The organism is Mixta tenebrionis (assembly GCF_006517625.1).
Classification (GTDB): Bacteria; Pseudomonadota; Gammaproteobacteria; order Enterobacterales; family Enterobacteriaceae; genus Mixta; species Mixta tenebrionis.
In genome coordinates this window covers 104,407-126,607 of record NZ_VHQI01000008.1, presented here as the reverse complement: position 1 = coordinate 126,607, position 22,201 = coordinate 104,407, and the positions used below count along the sequence as shown (strand labels likewise).

Annotated in this window: 19 protein-coding genes; 7 read left to right on the top strand and 12 right to left on the bottom strand. The window is 56.6% G+C overall.

All coding sequences use genetic code 11. The features are described 5' to 3' along the window. Nucleotides 1-30: 30 nt before the first annotated feature. A complete protein-coding gene (locus FKM52_RS14390) occupies nt 31-1,206 on the top strand; it encodes an oligogalacturonate lyase family protein (RefSeq protein ID WP_141176867.1) in 1,176 nt (391 codons plus the stop codon). A gap of 580 nt (nt 1,207-1,786) precedes the next feature. On the opposite strand, the gene FKM52_RS14385 is transcribed toward FKM52_RS14390, so the two are convergent. Continuing rightward, nucleotides 1,787-3,235 carry a DASS family sodium-coupled anion symporter gene (locus tag FKM52_RS14385; RefSeq protein ID WP_141176866.1) on the bottom strand — a complete coding sequence of 483 codons (1,449 nt, stop codon included), beginning with the start codon at nt 3,233-3,235 and terminating at the stop codon, nt 1,787-1,789. Nucleotides 3,236-3,526: 291 nt separating this feature from the next. On the opposite strand from FKM52_RS14385, the gene FKM52_RS14380 reads away from it, so the two are divergent. Next, nucleotides 3,527-3,823 carry a hypothetical protein gene (locus tag FKM52_RS14380; RefSeq protein WP_141176865.1) on the top strand — a complete coding sequence of 99 codons (297 nt, stop codon included), beginning with the start codon at nt 3,527-3,529 and terminating at the stop codon, nt 3,821-3,823. Between the two features lie 161 nt (nt 3,824-3,984). Beyond that, nucleotides 3,985-5,154 carry a M20 metallopeptidase family protein gene (locus FKM52_RS14375; protein ID WP_141176864.1) on the top strand — a complete coding sequence of 390 codons (1,170 nt, stop codon included), beginning with the start codon at nt 3,985-3,987 and terminating at the stop codon, nt 5,152-5,154. A 52-nt stretch (nt 5,155-5,206) separates the two neighbouring features. On the opposite strand, the gene FKM52_RS14370 is transcribed toward FKM52_RS14375, so the two are convergent. From FKM52_RS14370 to fsa, 3 genes are all read right to left on the bottom strand, one after another. Further along, nucleotides 5,207-5,965 carry a DeoR/GlpR family DNA-binding transcription regulator gene (locus FKM52_RS14370; protein ID WP_141176863.1) on the bottom strand — a complete coding sequence of 253 codons (759 nt, stop codon included), beginning with the start codon at nt 5,963-5,965 and terminating at the stop codon, nt 5,207-5,209. Nucleotides 5,966-6,093: 128 nt separating this feature from the next. After that, entirely contained in the window at nt 6,094-7,362 is a 1,269-nt protein-coding gene (locus FKM52_RS14365) for a YbiU family protein (protein ID WP_141176862.1), read from the bottom strand. A gap of 263 nt (nt 7,363-7,625) precedes the next feature. Beyond that, complete coding sequence (gene fsa, locus FKM52_RS14360) at nt 7,626-8,288, bottom strand: fructose-6-phosphate aldolase (RefSeq protein WP_141176861.1); 663 nt, start codon at nt 8,286-8,288, stop codon at nt 7,626-7,628. 138 nt (nt 8,289-8,426) lie between these two features. Here fsa and FKM52_RS14355 point away from each other — a divergent pair, with 138 nt between their 5' ends. Both FKM52_RS14355 and FKM52_RS14350 read left to right on the top strand, forming a co-directional pair. Then, entirely contained in the window at nt 8,427-9,326 is a 900-nt protein-coding gene (locus tag FKM52_RS14355) for a glycyl-radical enzyme activating protein (RefSeq protein WP_141176860.1), read from the top strand. A gap of 4 nt (nt 9,327-9,330) precedes the next feature. Beyond that, entirely contained in the window at nt 9,331-11,766 is a 2,436-nt protein-coding gene (locus FKM52_RS14350) for a formate C-acetyltransferase/glycerol dehydratase family glycyl radical enzyme (protein ID WP_141176859.1), read from the top strand. Here FKM52_RS14350 and FKM52_RS14345 read toward each other — a convergent pair. Both FKM52_RS14345 and corA read right to left on the bottom strand, forming a co-directional pair. Beyond that, a complete protein-coding gene (locus FKM52_RS14345) occupies nt 11,763-12,008 on the bottom strand; it encodes a hypothetical protein (RefSeq protein WP_141176858.1) in 246 nt (81 codons plus the stop codon). The genes FKM52_RS14350 and FKM52_RS14345 overlap by 4 nt on opposite strands. A 797-nt stretch (nt 12,009-12,805) precedes the next feature. Next, nucleotides 12,806-13,777 (bottom strand): magnesium/cobalt transporter CorA, encoded by a 972-nt coding sequence (corA, locus tag FKM52_RS14340; protein WP_141176857.1) that lies wholly within the window; start codon nt 13,775-13,777, stop codon nt 12,806-12,808. A 281-nt stretch (nt 13,778-14,058) separates the two neighbouring features. Here corA and FKM52_RS21725 point away from each other — a divergent pair, with 281 nt between their 5' ends. Then, nucleotides 14,059-14,235, top strand: a complete 177-nt coding sequence (locus FKM52_RS21725) for a hypothetical protein (RefSeq protein ID WP_181407943.1) — start codon at nt 14,059-14,061, stop codon at nt 14,233-14,235. Between the two features lie 53 nt (nt 14,236-14,288). Here the strand turns inward: FKM52_RS21725 and FKM52_RS14335 are convergent, their stop codons facing one another. Both FKM52_RS14335 and dbpA read right to left on the bottom strand, forming a co-directional pair. Beyond that, nucleotides 14,289-14,672, bottom strand: a complete 384-nt coding sequence (locus FKM52_RS14335) for a RidA family protein (RefSeq protein ID WP_141176856.1) — start codon at nt 14,670-14,672, stop codon at nt 14,289-14,291. A 305-nt stretch (nt 14,673-14,977) separates the two neighbouring features. Further along, the gene (gene dbpA / locus FKM52_RS14330; RefSeq protein ID WP_141176855.1) at nt 14,978-16,357 is read right to left on the bottom strand and encodes an ATP-dependent RNA helicase DbpA; all 1,380 of its coding nucleotides are present in this window, start codon (nt 16,355-16,357) and stop codon (nt 14,978-14,980) included. A 306-nt stretch (nt 16,358-16,663) separates the two neighbouring features. On the opposite strand from dbpA, the gene FKM52_RS14325 reads away from it, so the two are divergent. Further along, a complete protein-coding gene (locus FKM52_RS14325; RefSeq protein WP_141176854.1) occupies nt 16,664-17,023 on the top strand; it encodes a TehB family protein in 360 nt (119 codons plus the stop codon). A gap of 49 nt (nt 17,024-17,072) precedes the next feature. Here FKM52_RS14325 and FKM52_RS14320 read toward each other — a convergent pair whose 3' ends face one another. The 4 genes from FKM52_RS14320 to FKM52_RS14305 all read right to left on the bottom strand — a co-directional run bounded on the left by FKM52_RS14320 (nt 17,073) and on the right by FKM52_RS14305 (nt 22,141). Next, on the bottom strand, nt 17,073-18,056 hold the full coding sequence (locus tag FKM52_RS14320; RefSeq protein ID WP_141176853.1) for an ABC transporter substrate-binding protein: 984 nt from the start codon (nt 18,054-18,056) through the stop codon (nt 17,073-17,075). Nucleotides 18,057-18,092: 36 nt separating this feature from the next. Beyond that, nucleotides 18,093-20,282, bottom strand: a complete 2,190-nt coding sequence (locus FKM52_RS14315; RefSeq protein WP_141176852.1) for a TonB-dependent receptor — start codon at nt 20,280-20,282, stop codon at nt 18,093-18,095. Nucleotides 20,283-20,489: 207 nt separating this feature from the next. Next, complete coding sequence (locus FKM52_RS14310) at nt 20,490-21,248, bottom strand: iron ABC transporter ATP-binding protein (RefSeq protein WP_141176851.1); 759 nt, start codon at nt 21,246-21,248, stop codon at nt 20,490-20,492. Beyond that, a complete protein-coding gene (locus FKM52_RS14305; protein WP_208852812.1) occupies nt 21,245-22,141 on the bottom strand; it encodes an iron chelate uptake ABC transporter family permease subunit in 897 nt (298 codons plus the stop codon). Before FKM52_RS14305 ends, FKM52_RS14310 begins: the two co-directional genes overlap by 4 nt. Nucleotides 22,142-22,201 lie beyond the last annotated feature (60 nt).

Below are 22,201 nucleotides of genomic sequence, written 5' to 3'. Positions count from 1 at the left end.
TCTCCGGACAGTTAGCATAAGGAGTGCAACATGGCTAAAGGCATGCGGGTTAAGCTTCAGTACGAGGTCAGCCGCGATCCGGATACCGGAGCGGAAATTACTCGCCTGACGCCGCCAGAGGTGACCTGTCATCGTAACTACTTCTATCAGAAGTGTTTTTTTAATGATGGCAGCCATCTGCTGTTTGCCGGCGAGTTTGACGGTAACTGGAACTACTATTTGCTGGACGTCGCCAACGCTGAGGCTATCCAGCTGACGGAAGGCGCAGGGGATAACACCTTCGGCGGTTTCCTCTCTCCCGATGACAAATCCTTCTACTATGTAAAGAACGATCGCACCCTGCTGGAAGTGGACCTGAAAACGCTGGTTGAGCGCGAAGTCTACCGCGTGGCTGACGACTGGGTCGGCTACGGCACCTGGGTTGCCAACAGCGACTGCACCAAGCTGGTGGGAATTGAGATCGCCAAAAGCGACTGGACGCCGCTTAACGACTGGAAAATCTTCCACGACTTTTTCCACAAAGGCCCGCACTGCCGCCTGCTGCGCGTAGATCTGAAAACCGGCGCCAGCGCGGTTATCCATGAAGATCGTAAATGGCTGGGCCATCCGATCTATCGCCCCTTTGACGACAATACCGTCGCCTTCTGCCATGAAGGCCCGCACGATCTGGTAGATGCGCGGATGTGGATGGTTAATGAAGACGGCAGCAACGTGCGTAAGGTGAAAGAGCATGCGGCAGGCGAAAGCTGCACCCACGAGTTCTGGGTGCCGAACGGATCGGCGCTGGTCTATGTCTCCTACCTGAAAGGGCAGCAGGGACGTACCATCTACAGCTACAACCCTGACAACGGCAGCAACGAAGCGGTAATGCAGATGCCGGCGTGCTCGCATTTGATGAGCAACTTTGACGGCACGCTGCTGGTGGGCGATGGCTCCGGTACGCCGGTGGATGTGAAAGACACCAGCGGTTATACCATCGATAACGATCCTTATCTCTATGTGTTTGACGTGGCGAAAAAAGCCTATTTCCGCGTGGCGCGCCATGATACTTCCTGGGCTACCGTGGCTAACAGCCGCCAGGTGACCCATCCGCACCCCTCCTTTACGCCGGACGATCGCGCCGTGCTGTTCAGCTCTGATAAAGATGGCAAGCCGGCCCTTTATATTGCGAAGCTGCCGCAGCAGCGTGATTATCTGCAAGCCTGAGTCAGGTCTTTTTTCCCGCTTTCGCGCCAGCCCTCTTCGGAGGGCTTTTTTATGGCTGGCGATCGGTAATTATTATAAATTAAACTAAAGCGTGCATATTACGTACAATCACCACGCCTGTTTATAACGATCGATTAAAACGATCGTTTTATTGTTATTGATCGCTTATATCAATTATCGCCATGCGATGAATGCGGTTATTATGCTGCCTGCCAACACCAGGGCACGCTAAAAGCGTAATAGCTATTTTTACTATTATAAATTGCGTGACATCAGGTTTTTCAGTTTTATTTTTATAGCGCTGGCAGCCTGATAGTTTAACGCTAAAAGCAGACAGGCCCTGACAGGAAACCGCCGTCAGGGCCTGTTATTATTTTATACGAGCCGCTTAATTTTCCATCGCGCCGGCCTGAAATAGCGGTGCGAATTATGCAGGGCAATAAAAATGCGTTAAATAACCGCTTGATAAATGATATTTGCGCAAAGCCGCCATAATAAAACCGCGGTTACCTGCTTAATGTGCTGCCGCCAGCCGGGAATAGCTATCAAGCCTGGCGGCACGCTGAGCCGCACGACGCGGCTAGCCTATGCCGATAGCCCTCATCCACAGGCCGCCAGCTGCCAGCCAGATCGCCACGGAGATAAAAGAGGCCAGCAGGCTAACGCCCCACCACTGGCCGGTTGAATTATAACCGGAACCGAACAGCGCCGGGCCGGGGCCGCCAGAATATTGGGTTAATCCCATCGACAAATTAGAGGCGTATCCCAGCGTTAAGGCCGCCAGCAGCGGGGGAACGCCGACCGAAACTGAAACCGCCAGAAAAGCGAGATACATTGCCGAGATATGGGCCATGGCCGAAGCGAAGAAATAGCGCGTATAAAAGTAAACCAGTATCAACCCCAGGAAAACCATCAGCCAGTCAAAATGACCGATATAAACGACAATCTCCTGGGAAATCCAGCTAATCATGCCATATTTATTCAGTGCGTTCGCCATCATTACCAGCACGGCAAACCAGAACATCGTATCCCAGGCGCTTTTTTCGGCAACGATATTTTCCCACGACATAATATCAGACAGCAGCAAAATGGTCAGGCCGATCAGCGCGGAAAGCGTGGCGGGAATATGGAAAAAAATATCGCCAGCGGTCCACAGTCCAATTAATAAAATAAAATCGCCGGCAAGAATTTTTTCGGCTGGCGACATCGGCCCCATTTTACGTAGTTCTTCACGGGCGATACCGGGAATCTCCGGCGTTTTCTTTAGCTCAGGCGGATAAAGAAAATAGAGGCAGAGAGGAATAATAATAAGCGCCAGCAGGCCGGGAACGATAGCGCCCAGACACCATGTCACCCAGTTAATCACAATACCCTGGCTGAGGGCCAGCTCAGCAATCAGCGGATTTCCCGCCATAGCCGTCAGAAACATCGCGCAGATAATGGCGTCAATCTGCGAGACGCAGATCATTAAAAATGCGCCGGCCCTTCTCGCCGTCGGCCCCGGTTCCGAGCGGTAGGCCGAAGCGATTGAGCGGGTAATCGGGTACATAATGCCGCCGCCGCGCGCTGAGGCTGACGGGATGCCTGGACCCAGCACCATATCGGCTAACGCCAGCCCGTAGGCGACGCCTAACATACTGTAGCCGCACCTGGAGATAAACCACAGCGCAATGCGCCGTCCCAGCCCGGTTTTAATTACCGCGCGTGAAATAAACATGGCAATGCCGATCAGCCAGATTGTGCCGTTAGCAAAGCCTGACAGCGCGGCGACTTGTCCTGGAGCGGCGCCGGTAAGGGGCGTGAGGCCCGTCATGGCTGAAATAACCAGCGCCACCATTGTCACCGCGCCCATCGGCATCACTTTGAGAATGATGGCAAGAATGGTAGCGGCAAACAGGGCGAACATATGCCAGGCGTTTGCATCAAGCCCGGCTGGCGGTGGGGTAAACCAGATGAAAAAACCGCTACACAGCGTAATTGCGGCTTTCCATAAGGGAAATGCCAGCTTTACCTCTACTTGCTCATCCATATTTTGTTCTCTGTTAATTATCCCTGGCCTTTTTAAAACCTAAGTTCGCGTTTATATTTGAGTGATATCAATTTCTCCCGTTATTTATAAAGTGAAGTTTGCGAAAAGAAATTTAGTGTGTTGGTTTTATTGATGCTGGTAGAGTTGTAGATAACGCATCGAATAAAATTTTTCACTGAATGTGACGGGATCGTCGGGGAAAGCAGGCCCCTTAAGGGAGATCTTAGCTCTTAATGCAGTATGGACGTTTTCGGAGTCGATGACTGGGCAGTTAAATAACAGGAGCAAATTATGATTAATTTGAAAGAAATTGAAGATCTCATCATTACCTGGGAAGCGGAGGCAGAAGGAAACGTAAACCTGAGCGGCGTCAGAGGCTCAAGCGAATGGAAGTATGAGACTGACGAGTACATTCGAAAACATCACGGTGATGAGGCGAATCGACTCATTCGACGTTTAAACGAAGAGTATGACACCCTGGGAACCGATCATGATGAGTTAACCGCCGACAGCGAAAGGGAAGATGTTGAACACACCCGAAAGGCTATTGAGGCGCTGTGTGACCGCCTTATGGAATACAAGAATTAGATAGCGCGCCAGCGCTGAAAATCCTTGCTCGGTTACGCGTCTTATTAACTGCGTATTTTGTGAATAACGCCGCAGCATGCCCTGTGATTGTCTGTATGGTGAGGTTTTCCGCCGTGCGGTAAAGCGGCGGCGATGCGTTTTTATTTAACAGGACAGTGACCATGAAGCATGAAGTAGCCTGGCGGCAGCTTGCCCAACAAATAGCGGGCTGGCGCGCCGCAATTCATCGTTATCCGGAGCTATCGCACGAAGAATATGTCACCACCGACTATATTGTTCAGCAGCTATCCGCTTTCCCTCAGTTACAAATTAGCCGTCCGGCGGCGACCGGAGCGGTGGTACGGCTAAAAGGGGCATTGCCGGGGCGAACCATTGCGTTCCGCTGCGATATTGATGCGCTGCCGGTGGAGGAAAAAACGGCGCTGCCTTTTGCTTCCGCGCGGCCTGGATTAATGCACGCCTGCGGTCACGATTTTCATAGCGCGATGTTGATGGGCGCCGCCAGCGTGCTGGCCGAATGGCAGCCGCGCATTAAAGGCGAAATCGTCTTTATCTTCCAGCGCGGCGAAGAGATGTCGCCCGGCGGGGCGAAAGAGCTGATTGATGCCGGCGTACTAAGCGACGTAGAGATGTTTTTCGCGCTGCACGTGCTGCCGGCGTTGCCGTGCGGCGCCATCGCCCTGAAGCGCGGCATCGCCACCGCCAATCGCGATACCTTTAATATCTGGCTGCATGGCAAAGGCGGCCACAGCTCAATGCCGCATTTAACCGTCGATCCCTGTATCGCGGCGGCAGAAGTGGTGCAGGCGCTGCAAACTATCGTGGCGCGTGAGATCAACCCGCGCGAGTCGGCGGTTATTTCCGTATGCAGCCTGATCTGCGGCGATGGCACCACCGCGGCAATACCTAACGACGCCCATATTTGCGGCACCAACCGAACCTTTACGCCTGAGGTGCGCGCGCAGGTAAAAGAGGCGATGACGCGCATCGTGCAGGCGGTAGCGCAGGCGCATCGTTGTGAAGGGGAGATTGTATTTGATCGCTGGGATTATTCCGCCATCGTCAACGATGAAGCGCTATGCGATATCGCAGCCAGAGTGGCGCAGACGCTGGCGCCGGAAATCTGTTTTCGCGCCGAGAGCGATCCGATGTTCGTAGGGGAAGATTTCTCGGAATATCAGGCGCAGGCGCCGGTCTGTTTCGCCTGGCTGGGCGTCGGCAACGGTCAGCAGGAAGCGCCGCTGCACAACTCCTTTTTCAACCCTGACGAGCGCGCGCTGACGCTGGGGGTAAAATATTATCTGGGGCTGGCGCAGGAGCTGGTGATGTAGGCCGCCGGCGGCAAAACGCGCGTTGCGCGCCTGTCGGCCGGGGCGCCGCCGGTCAACCGACGGTTTTCTCTTTTACCAGATGTACCGCGATATTCTGCGCCGCCAGCTTCTGGCGATAGCTCTCCTCCAGCCCATCGTCGGTAATCACGTGGCGGAATGGCCTGTCGGTAGCGATAGGATAGGGATGAAACTGACCAAACTTGGAGGAGTCGGTTAGCGCATAGGTTTCAATATCCTTTGCCATAACGGCATTGACGATATCGCTGCGCAGCATATTTCTGCCGGTAAAGCCGGTATCCGGGTGCCAGCCGTCAATGCCGATAAAAGCTTTCTGGAAATGAACCTGCTGAATACCGCTGCGGGTGAGCGGGCCGACGACCGATTCACTGCTTTTTTGATACAGGCCGCCGAGCACAATCACTTCGCAGCGCGACTCTTTCAGCAGCCCGGCGATATAGTGGCTGACGGTAACGATGGTGATGGAGTCATTATTCGCCAGGCGCCGGGCCAGCAGCGCATTGGTGCTGCCCCCTTCAATAAACACCGACTCTCCGGCATTGATCTGCGAGGCGGCATATTCCGCCAGGCTCTGCTTCAGCGGAAAACGCGCCTGCATACGTGCCTCAACGTTATCGCTTTCGACAGAGATCGCCGAGCCGTGAACGCGCTTCAGGTAGCGTCCTTTTTCCAGCAAGGTTAAATCCTGCCTTATGGTGACTTCGGAAACGCGTGTCAGGCGGGAGAGCTCGCTAACGCTAACGCTGCCTCTCTCATTGACTAACTGAATAATTTGTTGTTGCCTTGCATTCATTTCGCGTCTCACCATCTTTCCGGGGCAGGGGAGTATAACAAACCCGCGCCGAAATCGTATAGCGGCCGCGGCGGACGAAGAGACCCGGTCGCCTTCAGGCCAACGTCGAGCCTCTGCGCCGCATCGGGTTAGCGCGCGGACATCCCCAGCCCGCGGCGCCCATTATTATTCAGCTCGCCCGGCTGAAACCTTCCCTGCCACGTCTGCTCATAGTTTTCCCGTGGGAAATCCGCCGGCGAGGCGCCGGTTTCCAGCGCGGCGCGCACGGCCTGCGCGCAGGCGAGATTTTTGGCGCAGGCCGGCGCGGCGGGAATATACATAACGTTGCCCCAGCCTTGCTGATTCTCAACCGGCGCCACGGAGTGAATCACATCGCAGTGCCACCAGACGGAATCACCCGCCTGTAACGCGGGGATGCTGCACAGTCCCGCTATCAGATGAGGATGCCATTGCTGCGAAACCGGCAGCACCCGGCCCGGCGCCACGCCGCACAGCTCATCTTCCGGCACATCGTTCAGCAGCGGGCGCAGCAGCACGTAGGCCATCGCTTCCGGCACCGGCACCACGTGCAGCAGCCCTTGCCCTGACGCCATATCAGAGAGCGCCGTCCAGCCCTGAAAAGTGCGAAACGCCGAGCAGCGGGTGGTGTTATCCACCTCATACTCGTTAACTTCCGGGCGCCAGGCGGCATCCCAGGGATCGTACTGCTCGAACTGGTTATTAAAAATTTTGCTGAACACCTGTTGGTAAGCGGGCAGCAGCCAGCGCTCCAGCGCGCCGGAATCGGTATGGGCGCCCAGCCCTTTCGAGGTGGCGCCCGGCAGGCGGCGGCGGATACGATCGGGATAGATAATATTGACGTCCGGGTTGAACCACTCTCCGCCGTCATGCTGGAATTTCCACAGGCGATTGAGGAAGGATTGCACGCTGGCAATTTCATTGCTCTGGCGGGCTTCCATCTGCGCTTTTGACCAGTAGATGGGGTAGATTTCAGGACGCGAGGCGGTCAGTGAGCCGAAAAAATTATCGCCGGGGCCGCAGTAAATCTCGTCGAACTGATTATCATCCAGGTAGTTCAGCATCGACCGATCCATTTCCAGCGCCTGTTCCCGGTCAAAGGTTTGCCGGACTACCAGGCAGCCGCGCCGTTTAATCCAGGCGATCTGCTCATCGGTTATTTTTCCTGCCGCCAGATCCTGCTGCTGGACAATCGGCCAGGCGGTGCCGTTTTTGCTCTCTTCTGCGCGCGCCGCCGCCAGTTCAGTTTCGATTTTTTGACAAACCTGACGAAATAGCCCCTCCACATCGCCAATCTGCGCGCGCATGGCACGCTTCATGGCGACGATATTTTTTTTGTAGTCAGTGGGTAGCGTTAAGGAGGTGAAGTCGCTGCTCATACAAATCTCCGCCTGTCAGGAGCACATTGCTGGATGAATGAAGGTTTCTGTACTTTCATTCGTAAGTAAACCGGCAGGGTAGCAAAGATTCTGCGTTTATTATTTGAAAGTGATCACGCTATTTACATTTTTTTAACTAAGACGGAGTGGATTAACCGAAACGGTAACAAAGTAGCTCCCGGTCCGTGGGAAAAAAGAAAGCGCCGTTCCACAGGGAAGCGGCGCTGAGTCGGGACAGGCGGCATACGTCGGCCAGGGGCAGCTTACAGCCCGGAAGTGCCGAAGGCGTTCAGCCAGTCCTGCTCAAATTTTTCTACGGCGGCGTTTACCGCAGGCGTAGTAATGATTTGCTGCGCTACGTCAAGCGGCAGCGTGATGGATTCACAGCCTGCCAGCAGGCACGCCAGCGCCTGACGCGGGGTTTTAAAGCTGGCGGCCAGCACCTTCGCGCCCGGCGTATGCAGTTTCAGCAGCTGCTGTAAATCCTTCACCGTCTGGATGCCGTCTCCGCCCTGAGCGTCGAGCCGGTTAACGTAGGGCGCCACATAGTCCGCGCCGGCCAGCGCCGCCAGCAATCCCTGGGAGGCGCCATAAACCGCCGTCCCCAGCGTGGGAATGCCCATCGTTTTAAGCTGTTTAATCGCCGCCAGACCTTCTGCCGTTACCGGAACCTTTACCACCAGATCGTCAACCATCGCGCGCAGTTTTTGCGCCTCCTCCACCATCTGCTCCGCCTGCGGCGCCATCACCTGCGCAAACAGTCGCCCTTTATTACCCAGCGCCTCTTTCAGAGCAGGCAGCACCTCGTTCACCGGCGTTTTGCCGCTGGCAACGATGCTGGGATTGGTGGTCACGCCAGCTAACGGAAGCACACGCGCCAGGCGTTTTACCGCCTGGACGTCCGCGGTATCAAGATAAAGTTCCATACAGAGCTCCTGAAAATAGGTGAGGTTCAGCAAGATTCGTTGATTATATCGTCAGATTGTTGTTTTTTATTGACCGATATCAACATCACTTTCTTTCGAAAGTTATTAAATCTTCGAACGTAACAGGAGGAGAGGGTGATGATTTTTAATATCCAGCGCTATTCCACGCATGATGGTCCCGGCATCCGCACCGTGGTGTTTCTTAAAGGCTGCGCGCTGGGATGCCGCTGGTGTCAAAACCCTGAAAGCCGCTCCCGCCATAAAGATCTTCTTTATGACCACCGGCTCTGTCTTGAGGGGTGCGATCTCTGCCAGCAGGCGCTGCCGCAAGTCATTACCAGGACGTTAAACGGGTTAACTATCGATCGTCCGAAGCTTCAGCCGGAACATTTTATCGCGCTGGAAAACTGTTGCCCTACGCTGGCGCTGACGGTGTGCGGCGCAGAAAAGCAGGTGGCGGAGATTATGGCCGAGGTCAGGCGCGACAAGGCATTTTACGATCGCAGCGCGGGCGGCGTTACGCTCTCCGGCGGCGAGCCTTTTATGAATCCTGAGCTGGCGGCGGCGCTGCTGCGCCAGTGTCATCAGGAGGGCTTTCATACCGCGGTGGAAACCTGTCTGCATGTGCCGTGGCGTTACGTTGAGCCAGCGCTGCCGTGGATCGATCTGTTTCTTGCCGATCTTAAGCACGTAGATGAAGCGCGCTTTGCGGCCTGGACCGACGGTTCGGCTAAACGGGTGATGAAAAATCTGCGCCGCGTGGCGGAGGCGGGCAAACAGATGGTGATCCGCGTTCCGCTGATACCGCAATTCAACGCAGACGAGTCCTCAATTACGGATATCGTTAATTTTGCCGCCGACGAGCTCGGCGTTAAAGAGATTCATTTTCTGCCTTACCACACGCTGGGCATGAACAAGTATGCCCTGCTTCATCAGCCCTACCTTGCGCCGGATAAGCCGCTGGATGCTCCGGCACTGCTCGATTTCGCGCATGCTTACGCAAAACAAAAAGGCCTGACGGCGACTCTGAGAGGATAAGAATATGACTACCCTGAAACTTGACCTGTTAAGCGAACGTATCAAAGCCCATAAAAACGCGCTGGTGCATATTGTCAAACCGCCCATCTGTACCGAGCGTGCCGAGCATTATACGAAGATCTATCAGGAAAATATGGCGAAGCCGGTGCCGGTACGCCGGGCGCTGGCGCTGGCTTATCATCTGGCGAATCGTACCATCTGGATTAAGCACGACGAGCTGATTGTCGGCAACCAGGCGAGCGAAGTGCGCGCCGCGCCGATTTTTCCGGAATATACCGTTAGCTGGATTGAGAAAGAGATCGACGATCTGGCCGATCGCCCAGGGGCTGGTTTTTCCGTCTCAGAAGAGAATAAGCGCGTGCTGCATGAAGTGTGTCCGTGGTGGCGTGGTCAAACGGTGCAGGATCGCTGTTACGGTATGTTTACCGATGAGCAGCAGGCGCTGCTGGCTACCGGCATTATCAAGGCGGAAGGCAATATGACCTCCGGCGATGCGCACCTGGCGGTAAATTATCCGCTGCTGCTGGAGAAAGGGCTGGACGGCCTGCGTGAAAAAGTGGCGGAGCGCCGTAGCCGCATTAACCTGACGGTGCTGGAGGATCTGCACGGCGATCAGTTTCTGAAAGCGATTGCTATTGTGCTGGAGGCGGTCAGCGATCATATCAAGCGCTTCGCCGATCTGGCGCGGCAGATGGCGGCGCAGGAAGATCGTGAAGCGCGTAAAGCGGAGCTGCTGACGATCGCGGAGAACTGCGACCTTATCGCGCATCAGCCGCCGCAAACGTTCTGGCAGGCGCTGCAGCTTTGCTATTTTATTCAGCTGATGTTGCAAATTGAATCTAACGGTCACTCCGTTTCGTTTGGCCGTATGGACCAGTATCTTTATCCGTTCTATCGTCGCGACGTCGAGCTGCAGCAGACGCTGGATCGCGAGCAGGCGATTGAGCTGCTGAACAGCTGCTGGCTGAAGCTGCTGGAGGTGAATAAAATCCGCTCCGGCTCGCACTCTAAGGCCTCTGCGGGCAGCCCGCTTTATCAGAATGTGACCATCGGCGGGCAGAATTTGCTCGACGGCAAGGGCGTTGACGCGGTGAACCCGCTTTCCTACGTGATTCTTGAATCCTGCGGTCGCCTGCGTTCGACGCAGCCTAACCTGAGCGTGCGTTATCATGCCGGGATGAGCGACGATTTCCTTGACGCCTGCGTGCAGGTTATTCGCTGCGGCTTTGGTATGCCCGCCTTTAACAACGATGAGATCGTTATTCCGGCCTTTATTAAACTGGGTATCGAGCCTGAAGACGCTTATCAGTATGCCGCGATCGGCTGTATTGAAACTGCGGTTGGCGGTAAGTGGGGCTATCGCTGTACCGGTATGAGTTTCATCAACTTTGCCCGCGTAATGCTGGCGTCGCTGGAAGGCGGCCGCGACGCCACCAGCGGCAAGGTGTTTCTGCCGCAGGATCTGGCGCTGTCAAAGGGTAATTTCACTCATTTTGACGAAGTGCTGGCGTGCTGGGATCGTCAAATTCGTTATTACACCCGTAAGTCGATTGAGATTGAATATGTGGTGGATACCGTGCTGGAAGAGAATGCGCACGATATTCTCTGTTCGGCGCTGGTGGATGACTGTATCGAAAGGGCGAAGAGTATCAAGCAGGGCGGAGCGAAATATGACTGGGTGTCCGGTCTGCAGGTAGGTATCGCCAATCTCGGCAATAGTCTGGCGGCGGTGAAGAAGCTGGTGTTCGATCAGGGGCTGATTGCACAGCAGCAGCTGGCGGATGCGCTGGCGACCGATTTCGCCGGGTTAAGCCATGAACAGCTGCGTCAGCGGCTGGTGAACGCGGCGCCGAAGTATGGCAATGATGATGACAGCGTGGATGCGCTGTTGGTGCGTGCCTATCAGACCTATATCGATGAGATTAAAAATTACCACAATCCGCGTTATGGTCGTGGCCCGATCGGCGGCGACTATTACGCGGGTACTTCATCGATTTCCGCCAACGTGCCGTTCGGCGCGCAGACGATGGCTACGCCGGACGGGCGCAAGGCGAGAACGCCGCTGGCGGAAGGGGCCAGCCCCTCTTCCGGCACCGATCATCTGGGGCCGACGGCGGTGATTAGTTCGGTAGGCAAGCTGCCGACCAATGCCATTCTCGGCGGCGTGCTGCTGAATCAGAAGCTGAGCCCGGCAACGCTGGATAATCAGAGCGATCGGCAGAAGCTGATGATGCTGTTGCGCACTTTTTTCGAGGTGCATCAGGGCTGGCATATTCAGTACAATATTGTTTCACGTGAGACGCTGCTGGAAGCGAAAAAACACCCCGATCGTTACCGCGATTTGGTGGTGCGCGTGGCGGGCTATTCGGCCTTTTTCACCGCGCTTTCGCCGGATGCGCAGGATGATATTATTGCGCGTACCGAGCATACTCTTGCTTAGTTAGCGGCGCGGTAAGTTTTCGCGTTGTTTACGTTTGCATTTGGCGGCGGCCAGCGGGCGGCTGGCGGGTAGCGCAGCGGCCTGGGCTGCCCTTTATTTTGGCGGTGGGGTGCGGTCTGGCAAGAGGAGGCCGGCTGGCGGGCGCGGTTCGGCAGGTGATGCTGGCTGATAAACGTAGCCTGGCGGATGGTCGGCGCCTGCGCGGCAAGTGCAGGCCGATCGTAAAGACGCCAGTTCGTCATCCATGACGGCTCGGCCCGCGCCTTCCCTGGCGCGGGACGCTTTACTCTTCGGCCTGCACTCGCCGCACCTTGAGTCGGGCGGCACGGCGTTGGTAGCCGATGGGCTGGCTTTGCTTTTGTTGGTCAGTTTGCTTTTTACGCCTCTTTTCCTGAGCCGGGCGGCACGGCGTTGGTAGCCGATGGGCTGGCTTTGCTTTTGTTGGTCAGTTTGCTTTTTACGCCTCTTTTCCTGAGCCGGGCGGCACGGCGTTGGTAGCCGATGGGCTGGCTTTGCTTTTGTTGGTCAGTTTGCTTTTTACGCCTCTTTTCCTGAGCCGGGCGGCACGGCGTTGGTAGCCGATGGGCTGGCTTTGCTTTTGTTGGTCAGTTTGCTTTTTACGCCTCTTTTCCTGAGCCGGGCGGCACGGCGTTGGTAGCCGATGGGCTGGCTTTGCTTTTGTTGGTCAGTTTGCTTTTTACGCCTCTTTTCCTGAGCCGGGCGGCACGGCGTTGGTAGCCGATGGGCTGACTTTGCTTTTGTTGATCAGTTTGCTTTTTACGCCTCTTTTCCTGAGCCGGGCGGCACGGCATTGGTAGCCGATGGGCTGGCTTTGCTTTTGTTGATCAGTTTGCTTTTTACGCCTCTTTTCCTGAGCCGGGCGGCACGGCATTGGTAGCCGATGGGCTGGCTTTACTTTTGTTGGTCAGTTTTATCTCTCCTTGAGTTGGCGGTACGGCGTGGATGGTTAGCGGCCTGGCTCCGCCATTGCAGGAAGCCGGGCCGCCGTGCGCGCGTCGCTGGTTGGCGCTGAAAATCGTTATAGCCAGCGGGCGCATTTTAAGCGCCAGTAGAGCGCGCCGCAGGCCAGCAGAGTGCCGCCGATGGCGGCCGGATAGCCCCAGGGCGAGTGAATTTCCGGCATGCTTTCGAAGTTCATGCCGTACATGCTGAAAATTACCGTCGGGATCACCAGTATGGCCCCCCAGCCCGCCAGTTTTTTTACTACTTCGTTCTGCTGTACCGTCACCAGCGCCAGGTTGACGTGCATGGCGTTGGTGAGAATTTCACGCATATCGTCGGTGTCGGTTACTACATGGTGGGCGTGATCCTGTACGTCGCGCAGGTAGACGCGCAGCGGCCGCGAGATGATATCTTCATGCAGGCGGATAAGCTGATTGCAGATTTCATCAACCGGCATGGCTGCGTTGCGCAGCGCCAGCAGCTGTCGCCGCAGCGTATAGACATGCTGTACCGCTTTGCGATCGAATTCGGTACGGAACATCGCGCGTTCCATTTCGTTGATGCGTTCGCCGAGCGTGGCGGTGATGTCGCTGTAGTTATCCACAATAAAATCGAACAGGCAGTAGAGCGGAAAACCGACGCCTTTGCTCAGCATATCCGGGCGTTCTTCGGTGCGCTTGCGTAGCGGTGCATAGCTGTCGGAGGCGCCGTGGCGTACGGTAATCAGAAATTTCTTACTGACGAAGAAGTGCGTTTCGCCGAATTCAATATGGTTGTGCTCGTTCAGATGGGCGGTTTTCAGCACGATAAACAGTGATTCCCCATACTGCTCCAGCTTCGGACGCTGGTGGGCGGTCAGCGCGTCTTCAATCGCCAGTTCGTGCAGGCCAAACTCTTCCTGCATCTTTTTCATAAAAGGGGGATCGGGTTGATACAGCCCCAGCCAGATAAAGGCATCCGGGTCTTCCATTATTTCACGGCTGATGTTTTCAGGATCGATCACTTCTTCACGCGCGCCGTCGCGATACACAATGCTGTTGATAACCATAACTCTACTGCTCCCTTGGCCGGGTGGTTTTTATCCTCAGCTAAAGGGTAGTCCTTAACGCAGCGGAAAGAGAAGTTGTAATGCCGCGCGCGCCGCGCAATAAGGTTTCCGTCTGTAACTGCCTGATGGCGTTGCTAACTTATGAAGCCGATAAAGAAAATCTGGAAAAGGGCGAAGCGGGAGCCGCTCGCTGGGCATCCTCCTTAGCGTTGAATTAACATGATTTACCGTGTCGCTGTTCGGCGTTAGCGGATATCTATTGATGACTTATGGGGTTATGTATGGCTGGAATAACAGAAAGTGCGCCGTCGCCGTTTTTTTCAGCGGAGGAGCTGGCGCGTATCGGGCAATGGTCCATGCTGCTGCGCGAGCTGCTGAAGGGAAAAGGCGATCTGTGGAATGCGGCGGATGAGGCGCTTTTCGCTCGTCTGCAACATGCGCTACATGCGGCGAAATGAGGACGCGCCGAATAATCGCAACGCCTCGCCGCCGTTAAAAGGCGGCGTTGGCCTTAATGGTTCAGCGCCAGAATCGCCTCGATTTCTACCGACAGATCGGGCGAAAAGAGCTGGCTGACCTGAACCAGCGAGCAGGCGGGCAGATGGTCGCCAAAGTTGCGAAACAGTACCGCGCGCAGCGCATCTATTTCGCGCAGCGAGGTAACGAAGATAGTGACCTTCAGCAGCGCATGCAGTGAGGTGCCTTCAGCGCTGGCGATAAGTTTAAACTGACGGAAAATCTCTTCGGCCTGGGCGGCGATGCCTGCTTTTTGCGCTTCGCTGCCGAAAGCGGTCAGTCCCGAAACATACAGCGTTTCACCGTGACGCACGGCATGGACGTAAGGACCTTTGATTTCGCCCAGCTGCGGGTAATTTTTGCGTTCAGCAATGCCCATAGGGTTTCCTTATTGGTGACGGTAAATATCTTTCGTTTAACAGCATAAACGCTCCTTGCGTGCAGGAATACCGGTTACCGCAGAAACCAGATCGGCGTCAGGAAAATGCGCAGCGTTAACCCAGCGAGAGGCGGCGCGCCGCCGGCCCGCTGCGGTTTATCGCCCGGCTGGCGGACAGCGGCAGGCCGGTATTAAATCAACCCTGGCAGCAAGCCAAAAAAAAGCCGCGTCCCGATAAGGTTCGCGGCTGGGTAGCTGGCGCAGACGCCTGTTTCAGCAAATAACGCGCTAGCTGGCGCAGGCGTTTACTTCAGTAAAATAGCGCGGCAGCTTTTTCCTTTAATCTTGCCCTGTTTCAGCTTAATCAGCGCCTCTTTCGCACTGGCGGCGGCGATGGCGACATAGGCGTGGGTGGGCGTCAGATCGATTTTGCCGATCAGATCGGCGCTGAGGCCCGCTTCGCCGGTCAGCGCGCCGAGAATATCGCCCGGACGGATTTTCGCCTTGCGGCCGCCATCAATGCAGAGCGTCATCATCGCGGCGGGCAGCGCCTGTAGCGGCTGATTTTTTAACGCGGCGCTGGATATCCACGTTAGCGGCTGCTGTAAATAATCCTCCAGCGCGTGAGCGCGCACCATCTCTTCCGGCGCGACAAAGCTCACCGCCGCGCCCTGTTCGCCGGCGCGTGCGGTACGGCCAATGCGGTGCACGTGTACTTCAGGATCGTAGGAGAGCTGATAGTTCACCACCAGCGCCAGCGCCTTAATATCCAGGCCGCGCGCGGCGACGTCAGTTGCTACCAGTACCCGGCAGCTGCCGTTGGCAAAGCGAATCAGTACCCGATCGCGATCGCGCTGTTCCAGATCGCCATGCAGCGCCAGCGTGCTGATATTGCTGTTTTCCAGCGCGGCGGCGATATCGTCGCATTCGCGTTTGGTATTGCAGAATACCACGCAGGAGGCGGGCTGCTGCTGGCTCAGCAGGCCGATCAGCAGGTTCAGCTTTTCGCGGCTGCCGGCCTCATAAAAGTGCTGTTCAATAGCCGGCAGCTCGGTGACATCTTCCGTGGCGATCGCCAGCGCATCGCGCTGAAAGCGATTGCTGATGGCGATAATATCCTGCGGCCAGGTGGCGGAAAAGAGCAGCGTCTGGCGCTGCGACGGCGCGCGGCTGACGATGGTTTCTATATCTTCCAGAAAGCCCATTTCCAGCATGCGGTCAGCTTCATCCAGCACCAGCGAGCGCAGCTGCGAGAGATCCAGCGTTTCGCGCTTCAGGTGATCGAGAATGCGTCCCGGCGTGCCCACCACAATATGCGGCGCATGGACCAGCGAGTCCCGCTGGGCGCCGAGCGGCTGGCCGCCGCACAGCGTTAAGATTTTGATATTGCGCGTAAAGCGCGCCAGGCGGCGCAGTTCGTTGCTGACCTGATCGGCCAGCTCGCGCGTTGGGCAGAGCACCAGCGACTGCGTCTGATACTGCGCGGTGTCGATATGTTGCAGCAGGCCAAGCCCAAACGCCGCGGTTTTGCCGCTGCCGGTTTTCGCCTGGGCGCGTACGTCGCGGCCTTCAAGAATAGCAGGCAGGGCGGCGGCCTGAATCGGCGTCATGGCTTCGAAGCCCATCTCGCGCAGGTTATCGAGCTGGCTGGCGGGCAGTTGCGTCAGGGTGGAAAAAGCGGTCACGGGAAAGTCTCTAATCGGGCGGGTTTGCAGCGCTCAGTTTAACAGAATCTTTTGCCAGCGGCAGTAAAAGGCGCGACGTTGCGCTATAAACAAAGAAGGCCGTATTCAGGCATACCGGTAGCGTGCGGCGGTATTGTGCCCCCGACAACAGATCGTCAAACCGACAATTTTTAACCGCGTCATATTAACAATCCCCGCTGACGTTAGAAATATAATTAACTGAATAATAAGTAAATTAAAAGCTGGCACGCCAGTTGCAATATCTAAAACAGATAACGACGATATGAAAAACCTGAGGAGATCGCCATGGCTCATCAAATTCCTAAACACTTTGTACATACCCGCTCTACGCCATTCTGGGATAAAACCAGCGTGCCGCGCGCGCTGCTAACCCATCACAACACCAAAAAGGGCGTGTATGGCCGCCTGTCGGTGATGCAGGGCGCGGTGAAATATTACGGTCACCCTGACGAACATGACGAGAAGGCGGAAATTGAAGTGGTAATTGAAGCCGGGCATTTCGGCATCAGCCCGCCGCAATACTGGCACCATATTGAACTGCTGACAGACGATACCTACTTTAATATCGATTTCTTTGCCGACCCCGAAGAGCAGCTGGAAGGCAAAGGCATGGGGCAGGTGGTTAACGCCCGCAAAGGCGAGTAAGCCCCTCCCTCCGCGCCCTATCCGCAGCGCGGAGAATGACGCGCCCTGGCTATTGCGGATGGAGAATGGCATCAACCTGTTCATCGCTCAGGTTGATGCCAAAGAAATCGTGATAGAAACGGCGCGTCTCCTGCGCTATATCAATGTCCTCAAAGCGTTGCGGATAAAGGGTTTTCGCCAGCCATAAAAACTGCAGCGCTTCTTCGCTGGTTTCGCGACACCACCAGAACATTCCCTGCGGGTTAACGTATACCCGCTGCTGCTGTACGGCGCGCACCCCCTGCCACTGGGGCGAGCTGCGCATCAGTGCGGCATCGCGCTGATTCATGGCGACAATCACGTCCGGGTTGGCCTGCGCAATCTTTTCCAGCGACACCTCACCTCTACTGTTGGGTTTTCCCTGAAACCAGTGCTCCGCCACGTTGACGGCCCCGGCCAGATCCATCCAGTCCTGGTTGAGCGAGGGGCGTCCGGTGGTGGTTAGGCTGCCGCCCATGCTGTGATACACCTTCAGCCGCTGCTCAGCGGGCAGATCCTGTAACCGCGCGCGCACCAGATCAACATTACGCTGGAAATAGCGTTGATAGCGGCTGGCGACCCGTTCCGCATCCGGCCCCAGCGCCTTGCCGCTGAGGGTGACGCGTTCACGCAGCGCCTGCATGGAATTAGCCCGCAGCGTCAGCACCTGCACGCCCGCCTGCTGCAACAGGCGGGACTGCGGCGTTTCCATACTTTCCGGCAGGAACAGCAGCTGAGTGCCGAGAGCGATCACCTGCTCCGGGTTGATTTCATGGCCGCTGGTTACGCTGATAACCGGCACCTTGGCAATGGCGGGATAAACCTGCTGAAACAGCGGAATACGCTGGGCTGTCGCTGAGGTGCCGACGATATTTTGCCCGTAACCGAGCATGGCGATAATGGCGTTTTGCGCCGGCCATGGGGTGGCGACGCGAATGGCCCGATGTTCAGGCACGGCCAGCGCCAGCGCCGGCAGCAGGCTGGCTAGCAGAGCAAAAAAACGGATGGTTTTCATCAGCTATCGGCGCGCCCGTCAGACGCGCCGCTCCGGTTAAAAATCAAAGGTAACCGAGGCGCGAATTTCACGTCCGGCGCCTGCGAAAGCGCTGGCGGAACCGCCGGTGCCGTCGGTGCTGGAGGCGAAAATCGAACCCCAGTAGTGCTCGTTAGTGAGGTTATTCACCGCCACGCGGAAGGTAGTTGGTACGCGATCGATTTTCGCGCGGTAGCGTGCGCCCAGATCGAGCGTGGCGTAGCTGCCTGCCCAGCTGGTGTTGGTATCGTTGGCGGCGCGTTTGCCGGTGTAGTGCAGGTTGGCGCTCCACACCAGCTGCTGCAACGCGGGCAGGCTGTACTCCACCAGCAGGTTAGCCTGCGTTTTTGGCACGCCGACCACCCGTTTGTCGCTGGTGCTGGCGCTTTGGGTTTTCTTCAGTTTTGGATCGAGGAACGTTATGCCGCTGTAGATATTCAGCCCCTGCCACAGTTTACCGCTGGCGGTCAGCTCCAGGCCGTTATTAACCTGTTCGCCCTGTTCCTTGTAAACCCTGTCGCCGGGATCGACCCAGGCGAAGGGGCGTTTCAGGCGAAACAGCGCTGCGCCCAGGTTCATCGTGCCAGAATCCGCTTTCAGCCCCATTTCATACTGTTTGCTGCGGTAAGGGGAGAGCGACTGACCGGCATTTTTTACTGCATCATCTATTGGCGCGGTGCCGCCCTGTTCCAGCGAGTCGGCGTAGCTGATATAGGCCATTACTGCCGGGGTGATTTTATACATCAGCGCGGCGTTGGGGCTGAGGCCATCCTGATTATCCTGGCTGGTTTTATGGTGCTGTTTATCGAAGCTGCGCGTTTCCAGCCAGCTCTGGCTCAGGTAGAACATTGCCGACCACTGCGGGTTAAAGGTCACCGTATCGCCGATGGTCAGGCTTTGCTGGGTGTTGACGCCTGATTTATAGCGTGCGCCGTGAGTATTGATTTTGCCATCGCCCGGCTCTTGTGGGCGTGAAGGATCGTAGAAGGACGTGCTGCCAGGATCGTAGGAACGGCTGCTGCCTTTTGCGCCGTAAATTGACCAGACGTAGCCGGCGGTAGCCAGCGACAGATCGTGTCCGATGCTGCCGGTATCAACATGCCCATTCAGCGTCAGGCTGTTGCTCAGCACGCGGAAGCGGCCTGCGGCGCTGGAATCGCTGATGCTGCGCTTTAACGTGCCCTGGTTATCAATCAGCGTGCTGGAAACCGATCGCATTCCCCGATCCGCCTGCTGGTAGCCCATGCCCGCGGTTAAATACCAGTCCGGGTTGAAATAGTGAATCAGGCGGGTGCTGAGGGTATCGCTGGTGAGATCGTTGCCTGCCGTCGGCAGGGTAAAGTTTTTATTTTTACTGTCCGGCGCCGTTGGCAGCTGGACGCCCCGCTGATAGCTGAATCCGCCAACGTAACCTTTCTGCACAAAGTTATAGTGGCTGGCGTTAAATTGCAGTTGCGTACCCGGCTGAATATTCCAGTCCAGCGCCAGCGCGATCAGCTTGCGGCGGCGCGTGCTGTCATCCACGCTGCCTTCGCCATCCTCATTCAGCAGGTTAAGGCGATAGCCGAAGCGGTTATCGGCATCCAAATGACCGCCGAGATCGATATGGCCGCTCCAGGCGTTGCCGCTTTGATAGCCGAGCGTGACGCGCCGCAGCGTCTGTTCCGTCGGGCGTTTGGCGATAAAGTTAAACTGTCCGGCCGGGCTGGCAGGGCCGTAGAGCGCGCCGGTCAGGCTGTTCAGCACGTCGAGCCGCTCCAGCATCTCCACTGGAAAAGCGGTAGTGGCGACCATATTCAGCCCGTCAAGGCGGCTGTTAGCGACCACGCTGCCCTGCATACCGCGGCTTTGCGGCCTGCCGACATCCATGCCGCCGCGCGCCTGCATCTGCGTATCGGGCAGGTACTTCAGCAGTTCGCTGACGCTTTTCGCCTGCTGGTTCTCAATCATCGGCTGGGTAACGGTGGTGGTGGAGTAGGGCGTATCGATCCACGCCTTGTTGCCTGACGGACCAATCTCCAGATCGCTGGTAACGAAGCCGGCGCCCGCCTTGTGTTGGTCGGCGACGGGCGCGGCGCTGGCGTCAACCACCATCGTTTCCTGCTCTGCGTTGCTTTTATTCGCCGAAGCGGAGGCGTTAACGGCAATGGCGAACGGAGAGATCCCTGGTAAGGTCAGCAGCAGCGCTGCTAAAGGTTTTTTGTGCATTTTGTATCCAGCGTCATATAGTTAGTTATATTACGCTGGCGGAAGTTAACACTTTCCGTCTGGCGCCACACGTTATTTTTTTTGACAAAAAACTGTCTGGCGAGTGTAAGGCCGCGCTATCACTCATTTCTGAGCGATAGCGGGAAGGCGCTAAGGGGTAACAGATGGCGCGATGCTGACCATGCGGTATTTCAATCAGCAGGGGCGCTAACGGTAATAGATGGCGATATGTTGACCATGCAGTATTTCAATCTGCACTTTGGTATCAAAAATCTCTTCAATCACCTCCGGACGCATAATCTCCTGCGGCGCGCCGCGATAGAGCACCTGGCCCTGTTTCATGGCGATAATATGGTCGGAATAGGCTGAGGCGAAATTGATATCATGAATCACCAGGATAATGGTCTTATGCAGCTCGTCGGCGGCACGGCGCAGCTGCTTCATCATCGCCACGCTGTGTTTCATATCCAGATTATTCAGCGGCTCGTCCAGCAGCACGTAGTCGGTATCCTGACAGAGCACCATCGCCACGCAGGCGCGCTGGCGCTGGCCGCCGGAGAGCTGATCCAGATAGCGCGTTCGCAACGGCAGCAGATCGAGAAACGTCATCGCCGTCTCCATATGCTGCTTATCCTGCTGGGTTAAGCGTCCTTTCGACCAGGGATAGCGCCCGAAACCGACCAGATCTTCCACCGTCAGGCGGCTGGTAAAGTGGTTCTCCTGGCGCAATACCGCCAGCACTTTCGCCATCTGTTCATCGGGCGTTTTCGCTACTTCCAGCCCGCTAACCCACACGCTGCCGCTGTCGGCGGTCAACAGGCGGCTAATTACCGACAGCAGCGTCGATTTACCCGCGCCGTTAGCGCCGATTATCGAGGTAATGCCGCCCGCCGGAATCGATTCGGTAACGCGATCCAGCACCGTTGTGTTCTGATAGCTTTTACAAATCTCTTTTACTTCAATCACACCGCAGCCTTTTTAATCAAAAACCAGAGGAACAGCGCGCCGCCGACGAACTCAATCACCACCGAGAGCGTACCCGCCATATTCAGCCCGCGCTCCAGAATAACCTGTCCGCCTACCAGCGTAATGATGCCGGTCAGCACTACGCCGGGCAGCAGATATTGATGGCGATGCGAGCCGATCAGCGGATAGGTGAGGTTGGCTACCAGCAGGCCAAAAAAGGTCAGCGGCCCCACCAGCGCGGTAGAGAGCGCCACCAGCAGCGAAACCAGCAGCAGGATCAGCGTTACGCGCCGCCGCCAGCTGACGCCGAGGCCCATCGCCAGCTCGCGTCCCAGCGCAATTACATCCAGGCTGTAGCGCATACGCCAGATCGCCACCGCCGTCGCCAGCACCGCCAGCGCCGACAGCGCGATAATTTCCGGCGCCGCGCGGGTAAAGGTGGCAAAAATGCGGCTCTGTAAAATAGCGAACTCCCCCGGCTCCAGCAGACGCTGCAGCAGGCCGGAGATGCTGCGGAACAGCGTGCCGCATACCAGCCCTACCAGCAGCACCATATGCAGATTGACGCCCACCCGCCCCAGCAGCCAGCGGTAGAGGAAGGTGGAAAACAGCACCAGCAGCAGCGCTTCGCAGATAAACTGGCCGCTGGCGCCGAGCAGCGCCAGCCCGTTAGCGTCGATAAAGAAGATCAGCAGCGTCTGGATCAGAATAAACAGCGCCTCCAGCCCCATTACCGACGGCGTCAGGATGCGGTTATTAGTAACCGTCTGAAACAGCAGCGTCGCCACGCCGGAGGAGAAGGCGACCAGCACCATGGTGGCGAGCATCAGCCCGCGATGCGTCAGGATATAGCTGATATTGCCGCTGAGGTTGATGGTCATAAACAGCACCATACAGGCCAGCGCCAGTACGCTTAATCCCGCCAGCCGCCGGGCCGGAGTATGAAAACGCAG